The sequence below is a fragment of the Clavibacter sp. A6099 genome (assembly GCF_021919125.1).
Taxonomy (GTDB): Bacteria; Actinomycetota; Actinomycetes; order Actinomycetales; family Microbacteriaceae; genus Clavibacter; species Clavibacter seminis.
The window spans coordinates 2,740,007-2,758,729 of the sequence record NZ_CP083439.1 but is presented as its reverse complement, the minus strand read 5'-3'; the positions used below and the strand labels follow the sequence as shown (position 1 = coordinate 2,758,729).

Here is an 18,723-nt window from a genome sequence, read left to right as displayed (position 1 = left end):
GCATCCTTGCACCACTTCATTTCGAAGCCACCTAAGGAGAACAGATGACGAGCAAGCTCCGAATCAAGCCCGGCCTCCTCAAGCGCCTCCGCGAGCTCCGTGATCTCCCCAGCGAAGAGCACCAGGCGCGGCTCATGGGAGTCGACAGGACGACGCTCCGCCGCATCAATGCAGGCGCGGCTCCGTCCTCGGCCTTCATGGCGTCCTTGTGCAGCGCGTTCGATCTCGGGCTCGGCGAGGCGTTCGAGATCATCGCCGATGAACCGCTCGGCGGCAGCGCACCGCCGCATCGAGCGGTGGTAGCGGTGTGAACGGCCCCCTCCTGACGGTCGCGGAAGCATCCGTCATCGCCCGCCGTCACCCCGTCACCACGCGTCGCGCCCTCGAAGCCGGTGATCTGCACGGCTTCCAGCGCGTGGTCGGCGGCCGATGGTCGATCCAGCCGGCGTGCCTGGAGGCGTGGATCGAGTGCCGCAGCTGCGGGCACCAGTCGAACGTGCTCCATTTCCGCAGGAGCGCCTGATCCCGCCCGTCGCCGTATCCCGTCCGGGCGTCGCTCCACGCGGCGCGGACGGCCGAATAGAAACGAGGCTCCCCGCCATGACGGGTCCCGCATCCCCTCCACCTGGCGGGAGCCGCCCCTCCTCGGCCCTCGCCCCGTCTCGGGCAGCGTCGTGACCGCTGCAGCACGTCATCGGGACGACGGGCGACCTGCTCGGCGATCCTCACGGTCACGGGCGCGAGGCGCGGCAAGGCATCGCGGCCGCACCCCCCTCGGAGCGTGGATCACCCGGAGCTGCCCGGTACGTCCGGACAGTGGGCTCATGGACGCTCTCGACCGCCTTCTCTGCGGCGCGCGCCGGCCCTCCCCGCCCGCCGCGCCGATCGCGGAGGCGCACCACCGTCCGGACCTCCAGGAGGCTCTGGCGCCCTCCGCCGAGGCGCGGAGCGTGAGCCGATCGCTCGAGGGGCGGCCATGAGTCGCCTCGTGGTGGCGATCTCCGCACTCGGCGCCCTCTCGTCGGTCCCGCTGGCGGTGGTGAACGGCTTCCACGTCCTCTGCGTGATCGTGATGCTGTCCGCGGCCCTCCGGATGGCAGCTGCGGACGCGCAGCTCCTGGCACCGAAGTCGAGCAGCCTCGGCGCCGGCGTCCATCCGCACCGCGCTTCCGAGGATCGGCCGGCCTGACCCCTCCGAGGCTCGCCATCCACCGCCCGCTCCCCGAGAGGAGAACACCCATGGGAGTCCCCTCCGATGAGGTCACCGCCAACGACTTCATGCAGGTCCGCGCCGCGCTCGTGCGGCGGCTCGGCGGCGCCAACGAAGCGCTGGTGTGGACCCGCGTCCACTTCCGCTGCCACGACGGCGCCCACCGCCACATCGACGCGGATGGCACCGCGTGGTGGCCGGCGACGAACGACCTCATCGGCGAGGAGGTCGGCCTGTCCGCGCACCAGGTGCGGCGCGCCCTCGCGACCCTCGTGAGCTGCGCCTACATGGTGTCGCGTGAGCACCGGCTCGGCGGGAACTACGACCGGACGAGGTCGTGGCGCACGGTCGTGGACCCGCGTCCGCTCGATGCGGCGAATCCGCCGCGTGGAGACGGCGATGTCGCCCCGAGGAGCGGGCGGCATCGCGTGCAGGAGGCGGCGAATCCGCCGGATGCTCCTCTCCTCAAGAACCAAGAAGAACAGAGGATGCCGATGCGCTCCGCTCGCCTCCCGTCGAGTTTCGCCATCACCGACGACATGCGGGCGTGGGCGGCGACGGAGGCCCCTGACGTCGACGTCGACGCCCGCCTCGACGAGTGGATGGACTACTGGCGTGGCGTCGGGAGGCCGATGCAGGACTGGGCCGCGACCTGGAGGAACGGCATGCGGAAGCAGCAGGAGTTCGCCGTCCGCGACGGGCGCACGCACCGGCCCGCTGCGGGCCCGGATGTGACCGCCGAGGTGATGCGCGAGCAGCGTGATGCGTGGCTGTCGGCGCATGGCGTGACGCTCGAGGAGTACACGGCGAACCGGGATGATCCGCAGTGGCGTGCGCGTGTCGAGGGTCGTGCGTCGTGAGCGGCCGAGACGCCGACCCCACGGCTCTGGCCGAGCAGGACGGCACCGACCACGCGGAGCGCGCCACGCTCGGCGCGACGCTCCTCGCCTCGACGGCGCTGCACGACGTGCTCGACGAGGAAGTTGCCCCCGACGACTTCCTGCGCCCCGCGCACGCTCTGATCTTCGCGGCGGTCCTGTCCGTCGTGGAGCGCAGCGAGCCCGTGGACCCCATCACCGTGAGCGACGAGCTCGCGCGGGTCGGGGACCTGGCGAAGGCCGGCGGGGCCGGCTACCTGCACGCGCTCACCAGCGATGTCGTCACCGCGAGCAACGCGTCGTACTACGCGGCGATGGTCCGCGACCGGGGGATGCGACGGCGGCTGACGGAGGCGGGGGTGAGGATCGCGCAGCTCGGCCGTGCCGTGCACGGATCCACGGCTGACGCCATCGACGCCGCCCGCGCGGCGCTCGAGCGAGCCACCGCGCCGGAGCGCGCCGACGTCCACCCCGTCGGCTCCACCGTCGACGGCGTGATCGCCTCGCTCGGACGGAAGCCGGATTACCACCCCACGCCCTGGCGGACCCTCGACCGTCTCATCGGCGGGTTCAACCCCGGTTCCCTGTACGTCATCGGCGCCCGCCCCGGCGAGGGCAAGACGATCATGGGGCTGCAGTGCGCGGCGCGGCTCGCTCATGAGGGGCTGGTGGCGTTCATCAGCCTGGAGATGGGCGAGTCGGAGCTGCAGCTGCGTCTCATCGCGCAGTACGGCGAGGTGCACATGCGGGCGCTGAGGAACCGGGATCTGGACGACGAGCAGTGGGCGCGGGTGAGGCTCGCCCGGGAGCGGTACGAGAAGGCGCCCATCTACATCTACGACGAGGGGTCGACCCTCGCGGACATCCGCGCGTTCATCCGGGCAGTGGGCCAGAGGGGGAGGCTCTCCGGGGTCGTCATCGACTACCTGCAGATCATGTCCGGCTCAGGTCTCGAGAACCGGCAGGCGGAGGTCGCGGAGTTCTCGCGGACGTTGAAGCAGCTCGCCCGGCAGCTCAGCGTGCCGATCATCGCGCTGTCGCAGCTCTCCCGGCCGCCGCAGCAGCGGGACGGCAAGCAGCCGGTACTCACCGACCTCCGCGAGTCGGGGGCGATCGAGCAGGACGCGGATGTGGTGCTGCTCCTGAACCACGACCGGGAGCGGAGGCCGGACGAGCTCCGCGTGACGGTGGCCAAGAACCGTCACGGCGAGACGGGCTCGATCTCGCTGGTCTGGCAAGGCCAGTACGCCCGGTTGCAGGAGCGGGCATGGGACCCGTTCGGGCCCGCGCGTGGGGCCACCTAGGCCCTGCGGGCTCGCCGGTCCTCGCCGTCGGCCGTGATGGAGCGCCCCACGGCCCTCATCCGCACCTCCCGACACCTTCCCCGGCCGTCGCGGCCCGACGAGCAGGGCCTCGACCGGATCCTCACGGTCCGCACGATCCCCCTGGAGACACAGCCATGAACCACATCTATGACGAGCAGGACTGGTCGGAGACCGTCGGCGACCACGCCCTCCTGCGGCTCTCCGCCGCACGGGCGGCATCGGCTCTCGCGGCAGCCCCGCAGCTGATGAGCCACATACGCCACCAGGTCGCCCCCTCAATCGTGCGCGCATCGGACGGCATGCCCCGCGCGGCGAGCAAGGAGCCGCCGGCCTCGGCCCGCGTGGATCCGATCGATGACGCGGACGCCGTGTACGCCCAGCTCGTGGACTGGCTCGTGTCCTGGTGTGACACCTTCGCCGCCCGCCCGCCCGCCGTCGCGCGGCAGGTGCGCAGCTCACGCGACGGGGTGGTCCAGGGCTTCCGGGGAAGCATGGACGCGGCAACGGCCGCGGGTCTCACCCGCGCGGTGTGCGTGAACCTCAGCGTCATGGAAGCGGACATCCTGCGGCACCCGCATGCCCGTGTCTACTTCGACGACATCGCGGCGATCATCCACCAGGCCTCCGCGAGGTACCCGCAGGCGCCCGGCCCGCGGCGGACGGTCATCCCCCGCGCATGCGACGCGTGCTTCGAGGACGCCGTCGGCGCGCACTGGGGATCCTCCGACCTCCTCGACGTCGTGGTGCGGTGCCAGAACTGCGAGAAGCGGTACTCGCCCACGGACGCGCTCCGCACTCTCGGCTGGCTCGGCCCGGAGACGGTCGTCGAACCGCTCGGACCCGGCGTGTGGAGATGGGCATGCGCGACGTGTCGCGCCGACGGGCTCGGTTCGCAGCCGGCAGCGGAGGCGATCGCGCGCGGACACCGCTGCGAGATCGCCCAGTGAGCAGCGCAGGCGGCAGCCCGTCCGCGGAGCGCGAGACGTTCACCATCGGCCAGGCAGCGCACCGCGTCCACCGGTCCACGCGGACGATCCAGCGGTGGCTTAACCGGGACGGCATGAGATTCCACTGGAGGAGCGGGCGCAAGCGGATCCGCCTCGACGACCTCCTGCTCCATTACCGGCAGAACCTCACCGCGCGCCCGTCGAACAGTCCCGAGTACCGACGCAGGAAGTCGTCGCGCGGGAGTTGACAGACCCGTGGCGTCACCCCACAGATGGAGATTAGGCAAGAAAGGCACCACGGCCCGGTTCGGGAGACGCGCGCATCGCGCGTCACCGTCGAGGTCCCTGTGCCGGCCATGAACCCGGGTGCGGATCACGCCCCTGCCCCCACGTCCGCCGCACGCTCTCGTGCGGGGCGCGTGTCAGGAGGCGGGATCCTGTGAGACCGGTCCCCGCTCTTCCTGCCTCCGGACGCGCGCACATGAGCGGCTCTCCCGGTGCACCTCGTGTCCAGCGCGGATGCACCGGCCGCGAGCCATGACCCCACCAGGCGCCGGCTCGGCAGGAACGCCCCATCCACCCAGCCCGGGAGGCACCCATGCGGCATCCGGTCGATTCCTGGAGCAGCAGGACTATCGGCGCATTCAAGTCGTGGCGGACGGGCAACCCCTTCGGCCACCGCGGATTCGACTACTACGTCGGTCGTGGGACCCCGGTGCACGCCTCCGGTCCCGGCCTCGTGGTGGGCATCGGTTCGAACATGGATCGCCAGATCGGCTTCGGCCACAACATCACCATCCGCCATGACAACGGGTGGACCACCCTGTGCGCCCACCTCGACCGCGCGCCGTCCGTGAGCGTGGGGGCTCGCGTCGCCGAAGGGCAGCAGATCGGCGTCGCAGGCGACACGGGCAACGCCTGGGCCGTCGGCGTCCACGTGCACCACCAGCTCTGGGTCGGCACCGCGACCGTCGACGCGAACCTCCGCGATCCGCTCGCGCACTACTCCGCGACCACCGCCTCAGGTGGCGACACGCACCCCATCGACACGGACGGGAACGACATGGCCGACATCACAGAAGCCCAGATGAACCGCATCGCGCAGAAGTCCGCAGAGACGGTGTGGAACATCCTGCTCGTGAACGCCGCATCCGGGACGCCGACTAAAGCCGGCGACCTCCTCCGCTACAACGAGGTGTCGGACGCCGCCCGACGAGACGAGCTGCTCCGTGAGCTGCCCGACCGGATCCTCGACACGCCGATCGTGCGTGCCGGGGAGGTCGACGAGACCGGGGCTCCGAAGCTCACCCCGTGGCGCGACTGGGTCGGCTACACGCAGAAGTTCGTCGACTTCCTCAAGGGGGACGGCGATCGTCCCGACCTCGATGGGGCGGAGCTCGGAGCGGCTGTCGCCGCGCGTCTCGCCCCGATCGTGGCGTCCTCCGTCGGCGAGCTCTCCGACGACGAGGTCGCTCGGCTCGCCACGGCGTTCACCGACGAGCAGGCGCGCCGGCCGAGGGCCTGACCCGCTCCGGCACCGCGCGCATGACCGCGCGGGTCCTCCGCGGGAGGACCCGCATCTCCCCGGCTTCCCCTCCACGGGCCGCGGACCCCGCGGACCCCGCGCACCCCTCACGCCCCGTCCGCCGACCGGTGCCTGTCCGACAGGCCCTGTGCCGGCCCCCACATCCGCCCCAACCAGCTCGAGAAGAAATCGCGCGACAGCGCAGGAAGGTGACCGCTCATGGCCGCTATCAGATCCACAGGGATGCTCGCATCGACCGAAGTCGGGGCCGCCTGATGGCCCGCAACGGATATGCCGAGGACTTCGACCTCGTCGAGGTCATCGACGGGCACCTCCTCGTCCGCGAGGCCGCATACCAGATGCGCGCGATCCTCGCCGCGTTCTGGCGCGAGATCGGCGAACGTCCGAAGCTCTCGGAGGCGTTCCGCTCGATCGCGACGCAGCAGCACTACTGGAACACCATGCCGGCCGGAACCGCGGCCAGGCCGGGGACGTCGAACCACGGGCTCGGAGTCGCGGTCGACGTCGCGTCCGGCGTCGCCTCGTACGACAACCCCCGGCACGGGATCTTCGACAACATCGCGCGGCTATACGGCTTCAACAACGTCCAGGGCGCTGCGACGAAGTCGGCGACCAACCCGCGCGGCGAGGCGTGGCACTACGTCTACGTCGGCAACCCCCAGATCCGGGCGACCGGTAACGAGTGGGAGCACCGCGCGAACCCCGGACCCGCCGTCGCGGACTTCCTCAAGTACCAGACGTGGCAGCGCGAGCAGGCCGATCGGATGGACGCTCGTCTGATCAACGTCGAGAACGTCGTCGTCGACGTGGTCAACAAGGCGGGCGAGGCGACGAAGAAGCTGGGCTGGATGGGCGACCAGGCCGACCGGACCGAGCGGAAGTACGACGAGCTCGAGAAGAAGCTGGGCATCGTGTCGGCCGAGGTGCGCGCTCCCGCCTACAAGGCGCCCGCGCAGGGCTGACGCGCTCGACCAGGTGCGCCACGCGCGTTCGGGCACAGCGCCTGACGCGACCTCGGCGGCGCACATGACGTCGGCCCCGGTCGCCGGATCCCCCTCGCACCCCGGCGCACCGATGATCGGCCGCGCCGCGCCGCGTCGTGGCTCCCACAGCGTTCAGGACGTCGCGACCGAGTCCGGAACGAACCCCAGCGGCGAGGCGCGACATCGCGCCCGCCGGCATTCCCCGCAAGAAACCAACAAGAGATGAGTGGAACAACATGGCAAGCACCGATGACACCCTGGCGGACATCCTCAAGTACCAGACCTGGCAGCGCGAGCAGGCCGACCGGATGGACGCCCGCCTGATCAACGTCGAGAACGTCGTCGTCGACACGGTCAACAAGGTCAACGAGCTCCTGAAGAAGCAGGGGTGGATGGGCGACCAGGCCGACCGCACCGAGCGGAAGGTCGACGAGCTGCAGAAGAAGCAGGGCATCGTGTCGGCGGAGGTGCGCGCGCCCGCCTACAAGGCGCCCGCCCAGGGCTGATCCGTCCGACCAGCCCGTGGCATCGCCTCCGCGGAGCACCTCGACGGGTGGTCCGCGGAGGGGATGGCGGGCGCGTCCTGACGTGACCCGGCGATCGTGCCGGCCTGCCGGCCGGGGTGCCCGGCATCCCGGCGCCGGCACCCGGGCGCCCGATGACGCGATCCGCGTCTTCGGGCACCTCATCATCACGAGCCCCGCGCGCCGCCGTCCTCCGGGCGATCGCGCGACGACCCGGCTCCGCTCGCAGAGGAGCGGGCGCGTCCTCACCTCTCCGCACGCCCATCACCGCCCCCTCGAGAAGGCCCCATGAACGACGACATCTCCATCCCGACCATCCCGATCGGCATCCTCGTCCTCCTCAACTTCTTCGCGCCCTTCGCGACGGCCGTGGCCATCGACCCCCGGTGGCCGGCGAAGCTCAAGAAGGGCATCGCCGTGGTGGTCGCGATCGTCCTCGCGATCGCGGTGGTCCTGTTCTCCTGGTGGATGGGTGATCCCCTCCCCGACTGGCCAGCTCTGGTCCTCCTGGCGATCGTCATCTCCCAGGCCTCGTACGCGCTGATCACGAAGCGCTCCGCTGATGCGCTCGCCGTCCAGGTGGGCACGGGAAGCGGTGACGGCGACAGCCGCAGCTGACGCTCGCCGCCCCGCACGTGTCCGTCCCCTGCCGAGGCGCCGTCCGGTCGGCAGCTGCCTGCACGGCCATTGACGTCATGAGCCCCCTGGGCGCCCTTGATCGGGCGCTCGGGGGGCTCTCGTCGTTCCCCCGTGTGGCGGTGGGATCGATACATGCGCGTGCGTGAACCGCGTGGAGCCGACGCTGCCGTCTGCTCCCCGTCTGCTCCCCGTCCCCGGTTCGGGCATCAGCTCTCGAGCGCGTGATGCGCGTGTGACCAGCAACGATGAGGGTGGGCCCCGTCGGGCTCGAACCGACGACCCAGGGATTAAAAGTCCCTTGCTCTACCAACTGAGCTAGAGGCCCGCGTCAACGATGCTACGGGATGGACGGTGGCCGCCTCGGAGCGGGGCGACGTCGCGCGAGGCCGCTCGGGAGGATCCGTCCGGCGTACGCTTGCCGGGATGTCCGGCGAATACCACAAGCCCACCAAGTTCTCCGGGGCCAAGTTCGAGAGCATGCTCGGCGGCGAAGACCCCGCCACGATCAGCCGCGTGGCCCACGAGACCGCGTGGGCCCTGCTGGCGCGCGTGAGGGCGGATCCGGACCCCGCGGTCGTCGAGCGCCTCATCGCGTACACCGACGAGCACGGCATCGACGCGGTCGCCGAGCTGTGGTCGCGCGCCAGCCCGCGCAGCCTGCCGGGCGCGCTCTGGCGGCTGTACCTGATGCGCGCGCTCATCCGGCAGGACCCCGACGGCATCAGCCTCCTCTACCAGCGCGGCACCGACGTGGCCACGACCATCGACCCCGTCGTCGCCGGCGCCACCGCGCCGACCGGTCCGGCGGAGATCGTCGAGCTCGCCGACAGCATCCTCCGCGGCCTCTTCACGGGCGACTTCGCGGTGGCCCTCGACCGCGCGGGCGCGTTCAGCCGGCTGGCCGCCCTCGGCGCCACGAGCGTCGCGGACGACCTCGACGCGACGGCGTCGCCCGAGCGCGCGGGCGACCTCACCACGCGCGCCCTGCGCCTCTCGCAGATGGCCGCCGACCTCGTGCAGTGCGCCCGGCTCTGGCGGAGCGACCGCCTCGACTGACCCGTCCCGCCCGCGGATCCGCCCGTTCACTGTGAGCGCGATCCCCGGGACGACAGCCCGCGCCGACTCGGTTACAGTGGATCCTGGTCGGGCCGCAGTACTCCCGGGTACCAATATTCGCCGCTCCGAGCGGCCTCGCGCCGAGAGGCGTCCTGCGGCCCGGCTCCTCATCTCCCTTCCCCTCCTCCGCGGAGGGACGGCCCCCGTGCGAGCGGCCGAGCTCCCCGCGTCCGCGCCGCCGAATCCCCACGGTCTGTGACCAATCCGTGACGCGACTCGCGCCGAAGAGTCATCGTGAGGCGCTCACCCGCCTCTCATCCGTCACCCGCGAGGGTGCGACCCGCATCGGTCGGGTCCTGCCCGCGTGGCAGGCCGCCCGGCCATCCCAGATGTCCCGCACCGCGGGATCCCGGCTGATGCGGGGCACCGCATGCCCGCGGATCGGCTCCCCATCCATCCGCACCACGACCGGAAAGCACCACATGACCTCCCCGCAGCACCACCCAGGCCAGGCGGGCCCCGCCCTGCCTGCATGCGGTTCGCTCGCGGGTCTGAGATGCTGGGGCTCGTGCCTTCATCGATCGAGCGTCCCGACCTCCCAGGGCCGGCGGACCCCGAGTCGAAGGAGTCGCTCCTCGGCCGCGTCGCCCAGGGCGACCGGCGTGCCTTCTCGGAGCTCTACGACCAGCTCGCTCCCCGCGTCCTCGGACTCGTCCGCCGACTCCTCGTCGACCACGCGCAGTCGGAGGAGGTCACGCAGGAGATCTTCCTGGAGATCTGGCAGTCCGCTTCGCGCTTCGATCCCGCCAAGGGCGCAGCGACCACGTGGGTGCTCACCATGGCCCACCGCCGCGCGGTCGACCGCGTGCGCGCCTCCCAGTCCAGCCGCGACCGCGATGTCCGCATCGGCATCCGCGACCACGAGAACGGCTACGACCATGTCTCCGAGACCGTCGAGATCAGCATCGAGCACGAGAGGGTCAAGAAGGCCATGACGAAGCTCACCGAGATCCAGCGCCAGGCCGTCTCCCTCGCCTACTACGGCGGCTACAGCCACAGCGAGGTCGCGTCGATGCTCGACGTGCCCATCGGCACCGTGAAGACACGCCTGCGCGACGGCATGATCCGCCTGCGCGACGAGATGGGGGTCGCATCATGACCACCGACGACGACATCCGCAGCCTCACCGCGGCGTACGCGCTCGGCGCGGTCGACGCCGAGGAGGCCGCCGAGTTCGAGGCCCTCCTCGAGCGCGACCCCGTCCTCCGCGCCGAGGTCGCGGAGCTGCGGGCGACCGCAGCGGACCTCGCCTGGACCGCCGAGCCGGTGGATCCCTCGCCGCGCCTCAAGGTCGACATCATGGCCATGCTCGACGCCACGCCGCAGCTGCCGCCGCTCGTCGCGCCGACCGCGACGACGGACGACGACCGCCGACCCGCGCCGGTCACCGAGCTGCGTGCCGCGGCCTCCGCGGGCGCTGTCCCCGGTTCCTCCGCGTCATCGTCCTCGGTTCCGCGCGAGCGCCTCGGATCCGCATCCGCCCGGGCCTCCGAGCGCTGGTTCCGCAAGCCCGGCGCCCTCATCGGCGTCGCCGCGGCGGCCGTCGTGCTCGTCGTGGGCGGGGTGGTCGTCGGCACGAACGTGGGTGGCCCCGGCACCTCGCAGGCACCGGTCGCCTCCGCGTACGAGCGGGTCACCACGGCGTCCGACGTCGTCATCGACAAGCGCGACGTCGTCGGCGGCGGCACGGCCACGGTCTACTTCTCCGCATCGGAGGCCAAGACGGCCGTCGTCCTGAACGACGCGTCGCCGCTGCCCGAGGGCCGCGTGCTCCAGATGTGGTACGTCGGTGCATCCGGTCCCGTCTCCGCCGGCGTCATGTCGGCCGCGGACGGGGCGGGTCACGCCGTGCTCGACGGCAGCTACACCCCCGGCGACACCGTGGCCATAACGGTCGAGCCCGAGGGCGGATCCGAGCAGCCCACCACCGAGCCCATCGTGGCGGTCACCAGCACCTGATCGGCGCCGCACGGCCAGTGCAGAGACAAGGCCCCCGCATCCTGAGGATGCGGGGGCCTTTCGTCGTCCGAGGAGTCGGGATCAGCCGAAGCGGCCGCTCACGTAGTCCTCGGTCGCCTGGACGCTGGGCTTGGAGAACATCGTGGTGGTGTCGTCGTACTCGATGAGCTTGCCGGGCTTGCCGGTGCCGGCGATGTTGAAGAAGGCCGTGCGGTCGGAGACGCGGCTGGCCTGCTGCATGTTGTGGGTCACGATGACGATCGTGTACTGCGCCTTGAGCTCCTCGATGAGGTCCTCGATGGCGAGCGTGGAGATCGGGTCGAGCGCGGAGCACGGCTCGTCCATCAGCACCACGTCGGGCTGGACCGCGATGGCGCGGGCGATGCAGAGGCGCTGCTGCTGGCCGCCCGAGAGGCCGGATCCGGGGAGGGCCAGGCGGTCCTTCACCTCGTTCCAGAGGTTCGCGCCCTGCAGGGACTGCTCGACGAGCGCGTCCGCGTCCGACTTGGAGATCTTGCGGTTGTTGAGCTTGACGCCCGCGAGCACGTTGTCGCGGATCGACATGGTGGGGAACGGGTTCGGCCGCTGGAAGACCATGCCGACCTGGCGGCGCACGAGCACCGGGTCGACACCGGGGCCGTAGAGGTCGTTGCCGTCGACCAGCACCTCGCCCTCCACGTACGCGCCGGGGATCACCTCGTGCATGCGGTTGAGCGTGCGGAGGAAGGTCGACTTGCCGCAGCCGGACGGGCCGATGAACGCGGTGACGGTGCGCGGCTCGATCCGCAGGTTGACGTCCTCGACCGCCTTGAACTTGCCGTAGTAGACGTTCAGGTCGTTGACTTCGATGCTCTTGGACAAAGGTGTTCCTACCGATCGGGTGAGTGGGCCGGGGGAGCGGGTGCTAGCGGCCGAGCTTGGGGGCGAAGATGCGGGCGATGAGCCGGGCGATGACGTTCAGCACCATGACGATGAGGATCAGCACGAGCGCGCCGGTCCACGCGCGGTCAACGTAGGCGAACGCGTCGCTGCCCTGGTCGGCGTACTGCCGGAACACGAACACCGGCAGGGTCATCATCTGGTCCTTGAAGGGGTTGTAGTTCATGCTCTGCGTGAACCCGGCGACGATGAGGAGCGGTGCGGTCTCGCCGATGACGCGGGCGATCGCGAGCATCACGCCCGTGACGATGCCGGCGAGCGATGTGGGCAGCACGATCTTCACGATCGTCAGCCACTTCGGCACGCCGAGCGCGTAGGACGCCTCGCGGAGCTCGTTCGGCACCAGCTTGAGCATCTCCTCGGCGCTGCGCACGACCACGGGGATCATCAGCACCGAGAGCGCCAGCGCGCCGCCGAAGCCGAGGCGGACGCCGGGGCCGAGGAATATCACCAGCAGCGCGTAGGCGAAGAGGCCCGCGACGATGGACGGGATGCCCGTCATGACGTCGACGAAGAACGTGATGGCACGGGCGAGGCGGCCGCGGCCGTACTCGACGAGGTAGATGGCCGCCATCAGGCCGACGGGGATGGAGATCACCGCGGCGATGGCCGTGACGATCAGCGTGCCGATGATGGCGTGGAGACCGCCACCGCCCTCGCCCACCACGTTGCGGAGGCTCGAGTTGAAGAACAGCGGGTCGAAGCGGTTGGAGCCGTTGGTGACCGCCGTGAACACGAGCGAGATGAGCGGGATGAGCGCGAGCACGAACGCGACCGTGACGAGGATCGTGATGACCCGGTCCTTCGCCTTCCGCTCGCCCTCCACGGCGAGCGAGAAGCAGAACAGCGCGATGCCGAACAGGATCGTGCCGAACACGGCCGTGCCGACGACGTTGAAGCTGTCCGCGGCGCCCGAGAGCTCGAGCACCAGGAACACGGCCGCCATGACGAGCCAGGACACGACGAAGATCGCCGGGGCCGTGAACCGGTGCAGCTTGCCGGCGGTGAGGGAGTTGGGGAGGGTGCTCGCGACGGGACGCGTGCGGGAGGGTGCGGTCGTCGCCATTAGTTCGCTCCGGAGAAGGCCTTGCGGCGGCTGATGATGTAGCGGGCCAGCATGTTCACGGCCAGCGTGATGACGAAGAGCATGAGGCCGGATGCGATGAGCTCGTTGATCTTGAGGCCGTACGCCTCGGGGAAGCTCAGCGCGATGTTCGCGGCGATGGTGTTCGAGTTCGTGGACTGGAACCACGCGAAGTTCACGACCGCGGCGGGGGAGAGGACGATCGCGACCGCCATCGTCTCACCGAGGGCGCGGCCGAGGCCGAGCATGGAGGCCGAGATGATGCCGGGGCGGCCGAACGGCAGGACGGCGGTCTGGATCATCTCCCAGCGGGTCGCGCCGAGGGCGAGCGCCGCCTCCTCGTGCAGCTTCGGGGTCTGCAGGAAGACCTCGCGGCAGAGCGCGGTGACGATCGGCAGGATCATGACGGCGAGGACCACCGCGACCGTGAAGATGGTGCGGCCGGTGCCCGAGACGGGGCCGGCGAAGAGCGGGAACCACCCGAACGTGTCGGTGAGGAACGTGTAGAACGGCTGCAGGAACTTCGCCAGCACCGCGATGCCCCAGAGGCCGAACACCACGGAGGGCACGGCGGCGAGCAGGTCGATGACGTAGCCGAGGCCCTGCGCCAGGCGGCGGGGCGCGTAGTGCGAGATGAAGAGCGCGATGCCGATGGCGACGGGGACGGCCATGAGCATGGCGAGCGCCGCGGCGTAGACGGTGCCGAACATGAGCGGCCCGACGTAGCCCCAGAAGCCGCCGCCGCCCGAGATCTCGGCAGGAGGTGCGGTGAGTGCGGGGATGCTCTGCACGATGAGGAACAGCGCGACGGCCGCGAGGATCACGAGGATCAGCGTGCCGGACCCCCGGGAGAGGCCGGAGAAGACGCGGTCGCCCACGCGGGCCTTGGGCTTCGCGTCCTGGGAGCTGCGGGGAGCTGCGGTGGCGGCGGCGACGTCGCGCGGCCGATCGGACTCGGGAGCCTGGGGAGGCTGCGGGGCGGCGGTCGTCATGGGTCGGGATCCCTTGGGTCGAGACGGTGGGGCTGGGGGCGGCGGGGCCGCCCGTGGGAGCGCCCCCTGACCCGCGCTGGCGCGGATCAGGGGGCGGACAGCTGGTGCTACTTGATCGACTCGACCGCGGTCTTGACCTGAGCGGAGACCGTGTCGGAGAGTGGCGCGGCGCCGGCCTTGTCGCCGGCGAGCTGCTGGCCCTCGCTGCTGGTCACGTAGCCGAGGTAGGCCTTGACGAGCTCGCCGACGGCCGGGTCCTTGTACTCCTGGCAGGCGATGAGGTAGCTGACGAGGACGATCGGGTAGACACCCGACTCGGTGGTGGAGTAGTCGATGTCGAAGACGACGTCGTTCGCCTCGCGGCCCTCGGCCTCGGGCGAGGCCTCGACGACGGCGGCTGCGGCCTCGGGCGAGTAGCCGACGAACTCGTCGCCGACCTTGATCTTCGCGACGCCGAGGGTGCCGGCCTTGGACGCGTCGGCGTAGCCGATGATGTTGGTGCCGCCCTTGACGGCGTCGACCACGCCGGTCGTGCCCTGGGCCGCCTCGCCGCCCTGGTAGGGCCAGACGCCCTTGGGCTCCGCGTCCCAGACCGTCTTGGCCGTGGTGTTGAGGTACTTCGCGAAGTTCTCGGTGGTGCCCGAGTCGTCCGAGCGGTGCACGGCGGTGATGCCGGCGTCGGGCAGCGTGGCGTCGGGGTTGAGCGCGACGATGGCCGGGTCGTTCCACTTCGTGATGGTGCCCTTGAAGATGCCCGCGGTGGTGGCGGCGTCGAGGTTCAGGTCCTTCACGCCCTCGACCTGGAAGATCAGCGCGATGGGGGAGATGTACGCGGGGAGGTCGATCGGCTTGACGCCGTCGGCGCACTGGCCGAACGTGCCCGTGAGCTCGTCGGTCTTGAGCGCGCGGTCGGAGCCGGCGAAGTTCGCGTTCTGGCCGCCCGCCATGAACGCCTCGCGGCCGGCGCCGGAACCCTCGCCGGCGTAGGTGACGGTGACGCCGGGGTTGGCGGTCTGGAACGCGGCGTTCCATGCCTCCTGGGCGGCGCCCTGGGAGGTGGCGCCGATGCCGTTGAGCGTGCCGGACAGGGTGGACGCCGATGCGTCGCCGCCCTCGGCGGGCGCCTCGTTGGAGGCGCAGGAGGAGAGTGCGAGTGCGGTGACGGCGGCGAGCGCTGCTGCGCTGCTGAGACGCGAGATCTTCACGTGATGGAGCCTTCCGGGTATTTCTTGCTGTGAGGAGGCAGGTGCATGCCCCTCGACGAAGCTATGTCGGGCTCTTGACCGGTTCGGCCGATATCGGTGAACGGGAGGTGAACAGACCGCGTGGATCGGCACGGGCTCAGGCGGTCGGGCGCACAGTTGTCGGTCGGCCGTGTTCAGGGCTTCGAGACGGCCGGACGCCGTCAGGCCGACGGCCCGTACGTCTCCACCGCGAGGATCCCCGCCTCCGGGTCCGACGCCGACAGGTGCACCACCGAGAACTCGGCGGGTGACAGCATCCCCGCCCGCGGCATGCGGCTCGCGCGGGGCGTCTCGGTGGCGAGGGCGATCTCGTGCAGGATCTCCGGCAGGACCGGGCTGTGGCTGCAGAGCACGGCGCTGCGGGCCTTGCGCACGCGCTTCGCGACGGTCTCCCGCACGGATCCGCCGTATGTCTCGTACGCGTCCTGGCTGATGCCCGCGTCCTCCTTCACCCGACGGCCGAGGGCCTCCGCGAGCGGCGCGACCGTCTGCAGGCAGCGCTCGGCGGTGCTGCTCGCGATGACCCGCGGCCCGAAGGCGAGGAGCGTCGGCACGATCGTGCGGGCCTCTTCGCGTCCGCGCGCGCTGAGCGGCCGGGAGGCGTCGGCCCCGTCCCACTCGTACGGCTGCACGGCATGGCCGTGGCGCAGCGCGATGAGGGCGAACGACCGGTGTGAGCCCGTCTCCACGAGCCCGGCGAAGAGGTCGAGGATCTGCACCTCGCCCGGGTAGTCGAGGCGCTTGCGGGCGTTGGGGATCGAGACCCACTCGACGCTCTCGACCTCGTCGCCCGGCTCGAAGCGGCCGGCCTCGACCATGGCGTCTGTCGCCTCTGCCGCCCAGTAGCTCACCGACTTGCGGCGACCGCCGGAGATGCCGTACTCGATGGCGCCGAGCGGCACGCCGAGCGCGACCCGGAGGCCGGTCTCCTCGTGCACCTCGCGCACGGCGGTCTGCGGGAGCGTCTCGCCTGCATCCACCTTGCCCTTCGGAAGGGAGGTGTCGCGGCGTCGCGTGCGGTGGATGATGAGCACCCGGATCCGGCCGTCGACCACGCGCCAGACGACGGCGCCCGCGGCGAAGACGGAGGGGGCGGGTGTCACGTCGTCCACGCTAGCGGGGACGCTCCGCGGCGGAGCGGTGCTCAGCGGAGCACGCGTCGCTTGCGCTTGGTCACGATGCCCATGACCGCGGTCTGCAGGTCCTCCAGCGTGGTGCCGTCCGCGCCCTTGTTGCGGCGCGTCCACTCGCCGGCGGAGTCGAGGATCCAGGCGGAGGTGGTGTCGGCCATGGCGCGGTCGAACAGGTCCTCGATCTCCTGCAGGTGCGCGGGATCCACGAGCCGCACGAGCGCCTCGACCCGGCGGTCGAGGTTGCGATGCATCATGTCGGCGCTGCCGATGTAGGTGGCCTGGTCGCCGTCGTTGACGAACGAGAAGACGCGGCTGTGCTCGAGGTAGCGCCCGAGGACCGACCGCACCTCGATGTTCTCGCTGAGCCCCGGCTGCCCCGGCGTGAGCGAGCAGATGCCGCGCACCCAGACCTGCACGGGAACGCCCGCGTTGCTGGCCCGGTACAGGGCGTCGATGATCTTCTCGTCGACGATGGAGTTCACCTTGATGCGGATGCCGCTCGGCTTGCCGTCGAGCGCGTTCTGCGTCTCCACGGCGATGCGCTTGAGCAGGCCCTTCCGCAGGTGCAGCGGCGCGACGAGCAGGCGCTTGAACTTCTTCTCGATGCCGTAGCCGGAGAGCTCGTTGAACAGGCGCGTGAGGTCCTTGCCCACCACGTCGTCCGCGGTGAGGAGCCCGAGGTCCTCGTAGATGCGGCTCGTCTTGGGGTTGTAGTTGCCCGTGCCGATGTGGCTGTAGTGCCGGAGCACCCCGCCCTTCTCCTGGCGGATGACGAGCGCGAGCTTGCAGTGCGTCTTCAGTCCCGCGACGCCGTAGACGACGTGCACCCCGGCCTTCTCGAGCTTGCGGGCCCACGTGATGTTGGCCTGCTCGTCGAAGCGGGCCTTGATCTCCACGAGCGCGAGCACCTGCTTGCCCGCCTCGGCCGCGTCGATGAGCGCCTCGACGATGGGGCTGTCGCCGCTCGTGCGGTACAGCGTCTGCTTGATGGCGAGCACGTGCGGATCCGCGGCGGCCTGCTCGAGGAACGCCTGCACGCTCGTGGTGAACGACTCGTACGGGTGGTGCAGCAGGATGTCCTGCTGCGCGATCGAGCGGAAGATGTCGGCGCGCGAGTTGTCCTCGGCGGGCTTCAGCGCCACAGCGGTCGTGGGCACGTTGTTCGGGTAGTGCAGCGCCGGGCGGTCGAGCTTGGCGAGGTCGAACAGGCCGCCGAGGTCGAGGGGGGACGGCAGCGTGAACACCTCCTGCTCGGTGATGTCGAGCTCGCGCATGAGCAGGTCGAGCGTGACCGCGTCCATGTCATCCGAGATCTCGAGTCGGATGGGCGGGCCGAACCGGCGACGCAGCAGCTCCTTCTCGAGGGCCTGGATGAGGTTCTCGGTCTCGTCCTCCTCGATCTGCACGTCCTCGTTGCGCGTGACGCGGAAGACGTGGTGCTCGACGATCTCCATGCCGGGGAACAGCGTCTGCAGCTGGTTCGCGATGAGGTCCTCGAGCGCGATGAAGTCGATGGGGCCGGAGCGCGTGTCGGGCGTGAGCGGCATGAAGCGCGGCAGCATCTGCGGCACCTTGATGCGCGCGAACTCCTGGCGGTTCGTCTTCGGGTTGCGGATGCGCACCGAGAGGTTGAGAGACAGGCCGGAGATGTAGGGGAACGGGTGCGCGGGATCCACCGCGAGCGGCATGAGCACGGGGAACACCTGCTCGGAGAACAGCTCGTGCAGGCGGTCCTGCTGCGCCTCGTCGAGCGAGTCCCAGCGCACGATGCGGATGCCGTGCTCCTCGAGCGCCGGGCGCACGCTGTCGTTGAAGGCCGCCGCGTGGCGGACCTGCAGGCGGTACGCGGTCTCGTTGATGGCGGAGAGCACCTCGGCGGGGGTGCGGCCGATGTTCGTGGGGACGGCGAGGCCCGTGGCGATGCGGCGCTTGAGGCCGGCGACGCGGACCATGAAGAACTCGTCGAGGTTGCTCGCGAAGATGGCGAGGAAGTTGGCGCGCTCGAGGACCGGCAGCTCGGGGTCCTCCGCGAGCTCGAGCACGCGGCGGTTGAAGGCCAGCCAGCTCAGCTCGCGGTCGAGGAAGCGCCCCTCGGGGAGGGTCCCGTCGTCCTCGAGGAGCTCGTCCTCGTCATCGAAGTCGTCCAGGGATTCGGCGACCGCCTTCGCATCGCCGATGTACGTCTCGCTGTCCATCCGCCCATC

The 18,723-nt window shown here is 70.6% G+C and carries 19 protein-coding genes and 1 tRNA gene; 13 read left to right on the top strand and 7 right to left on the bottom strand.

Translation table 11 applies throughout. The annotated features are described in order from the left end of the window. Nucleotides 1–44 precede the first annotated feature (44 nt). The 10 genes from KYT88_RS13045 (at nt 45) to KYT88_RS13000 (ending at nt 8,031) form a co-directional block, all read left to right on the top strand. Nucleotides 45–311 carry a helix-turn-helix domain-containing protein gene (locus KYT88_RS13045; protein WP_051629336.1) on the top strand — a complete coding sequence of 89 codons (267 nt, stop codon included), beginning with the start codon at nt 45–47 and terminating at the stop codon, nt 309–311. After that, nucleotides 308–523 carry a helix-turn-helix domain-containing protein gene (locus KYT88_RS13040; RefSeq protein ID WP_043586100.1) on the top strand — a complete coding sequence of 72 codons (216 nt, stop codon included), beginning with the start codon at nt 308–310 and terminating at the stop codon, nt 521–523. The genes KYT88_RS13045 and KYT88_RS13040 overlap by 4 nt, the downstream gene beginning before the upstream one ends. 453 nt (nt 524–976) lie before the next feature. After that, nucleotides 977–1,189 carry a hypothetical protein gene (locus tag KYT88_RS13035; RefSeq protein ID WP_156032206.1) on the top strand — a complete coding sequence of 71 codons (213 nt, stop codon included), beginning with the start codon at nt 977–979 and terminating at the stop codon, nt 1,187–1,189. A 50-nt stretch (nt 1,190–1,239) separates the two neighbouring features. Further along, nucleotides 1,240–2,070, top strand: a complete 831-nt coding sequence (locus KYT88_RS13030; protein ID WP_043586097.1) for a hypothetical protein — start codon at nt 1,240–1,242, stop codon at nt 2,068–2,070. Beyond that, nucleotides 2,067–3,392: a replicative DNA helicase gene (locus KYT88_RS13025; protein WP_043586096.1), complete on the top strand. Its 1,326-nt coding sequence runs from the start codon at nt 2,067–2,069 to the stop codon at nt 3,390–3,392. Before KYT88_RS13030 ends, KYT88_RS13025 begins: the two co-directional genes overlap by 4 nt. A 155-nt stretch (nt 3,393–3,547) precedes the next feature. Next, a complete protein-coding gene (locus KYT88_RS13020; protein WP_043586095.1) occupies nt 3,548–4,360 on the top strand; it encodes a hypothetical protein in 813 nt (270 codons plus the stop codon). 598 nt (nt 4,361–4,958) lie between these two features. After that, nucleotides 4,959–5,885, top strand: a complete 927-nt coding sequence (locus KYT88_RS13015; protein WP_043586089.1) for a M23 family metallopeptidase — start codon at nt 4,959–4,961, stop codon at nt 5,883–5,885. Nucleotides 5,886–6,160: 275 nt separating this feature from the next. Then, nucleotides 6,161–6,868: a M15 family metallopeptidase gene (locus tag KYT88_RS13010; protein WP_043586086.1), complete on the top strand. Its 708-nt coding sequence runs from the start codon at nt 6,161–6,163 to the stop codon at nt 6,866–6,868. A 257-nt stretch (nt 6,869–7,125) separates the two neighbouring features. Then, a complete protein-coding gene (locus KYT88_RS13005; protein ID WP_043586084.1) occupies nt 7,126–7,395 on the top strand; it encodes a hypothetical protein in 270 nt (89 codons plus the stop codon). 306 nt (nt 7,396–7,701) lie between these two features. Then, nucleotides 7,702–8,031, top strand: a complete 330-nt coding sequence (locus tag KYT88_RS13000) for a hypothetical protein (protein WP_043586082.1) — start codon at nt 7,702–7,704, stop codon at nt 8,029–8,031. Between the two features lie 273 nt (nt 8,032–8,304). Here KYT88_RS13000 and KYT88_RS12995 read toward each other — a convergent pair. Further along, a tRNA-Lys gene (locus KYT88_RS12995) sits at nt 8,305–8,377 on the bottom strand. 98 nt (nt 8,378–8,475) lie between these two features. Between KYT88_RS12995 and KYT88_RS12990 the strand changes: the two genes are divergently transcribed. The 3 genes from KYT88_RS12990 to KYT88_RS12980 all read left to right on the top strand — a co-directional run bounded on the left by KYT88_RS12990 (nt 8,476) and on the right by KYT88_RS12980 (nt 11,127). Next, nucleotides 8,476–9,108, top strand: a complete 633-nt coding sequence (locus KYT88_RS12990) for a hypothetical protein (RefSeq protein ID WP_043586079.1) — start codon at nt 8,476–8,478, stop codon at nt 9,106–9,108. A 556-nt stretch (nt 9,109–9,664) separates the two neighbouring features. Further along, nucleotides 9,665–10,267 (top strand): sigma-70 family RNA polymerase sigma factor, encoded by a 603-nt coding sequence (locus KYT88_RS12985; RefSeq protein ID WP_043586078.1) that lies wholly within the window; start codon nt 9,665–9,667, stop codon nt 10,265–10,267. Continuing rightward, nucleotides 10,264–11,127, top strand: a complete 864-nt coding sequence (locus KYT88_RS12980) for an anti-sigma factor (RefSeq protein ID WP_043586076.1) — start codon at nt 10,264–10,266, stop codon at nt 11,125–11,127. The genes KYT88_RS12985 and KYT88_RS12980 overlap by 4 nt, the downstream gene beginning before the upstream one ends. Nucleotides 11,128–11,208: 81 nt before the next feature. On the opposite strand, the gene pstB is transcribed toward KYT88_RS12980, so the two are convergent. From pstB to KYT88_RS12950, 6 genes are all read right to left on the bottom strand, one after another. Further along, nucleotides 11,209–11,988 (bottom strand): phosphate ABC transporter ATP-binding protein PstB, encoded by a 780-nt coding sequence (pstB, locus tag KYT88_RS12975; RefSeq protein WP_012298002.1) that lies wholly within the window; start codon nt 11,986–11,988, stop codon nt 11,209–11,211. A gap of 43 nt (nt 11,989–12,031) precedes the next feature. Continuing rightward, nucleotides 12,032–13,132: a phosphate ABC transporter permease PstA gene (gene pstA, locus KYT88_RS12970; protein WP_043586073.1), complete on the bottom strand. Its 1,101-nt coding sequence runs from the start codon at nt 13,130–13,132 to the stop codon at nt 12,032–12,034. Next, nucleotides 13,132–14,142, bottom strand: coding sequence for a phosphate ABC transporter permease subunit PstC (pstC, locus tag KYT88_RS12965; protein ID WP_043586071.1), 1,011 nt, complete (start codon nt 14,140–14,142; stop codon nt 13,132–13,134). The genes pstA and pstC overlap by 1 nt, the downstream gene beginning before the upstream one ends. A gap of 107 nt (nt 14,143–14,249) precedes the next feature. After that, nucleotides 14,250–15,347, bottom strand: a complete 1,098-nt coding sequence (locus tag KYT88_RS12960; RefSeq protein WP_043586069.1) for a phosphate ABC transporter substrate-binding protein PstS — start codon at nt 15,345–15,347, stop codon at nt 14,250–14,252. Nucleotides 15,348–15,547: 200 nt separating this feature from the next. Then, nucleotides 15,548–16,498: an NUDIX hydrolase gene (locus KYT88_RS12955; RefSeq protein WP_043586067.1), complete on the bottom strand. Its 951-nt coding sequence runs from the start codon at nt 16,496–16,498 to the stop codon at nt 15,548–15,550. Between the two features lie 32 nt (nt 16,499–16,530). Further along, the gene (locus KYT88_RS12950; protein WP_043586065.1) at nt 16,531–18,714 is read right to left on the bottom strand and encodes an RNA degradosome polyphosphate kinase; all 2,184 of its coding nucleotides are present in this window, start codon (nt 18,712–18,714) and stop codon (nt 16,531–16,533) included. Between the last annotated feature and the right edge of the window lie 9 nt (nt 18,715–18,723).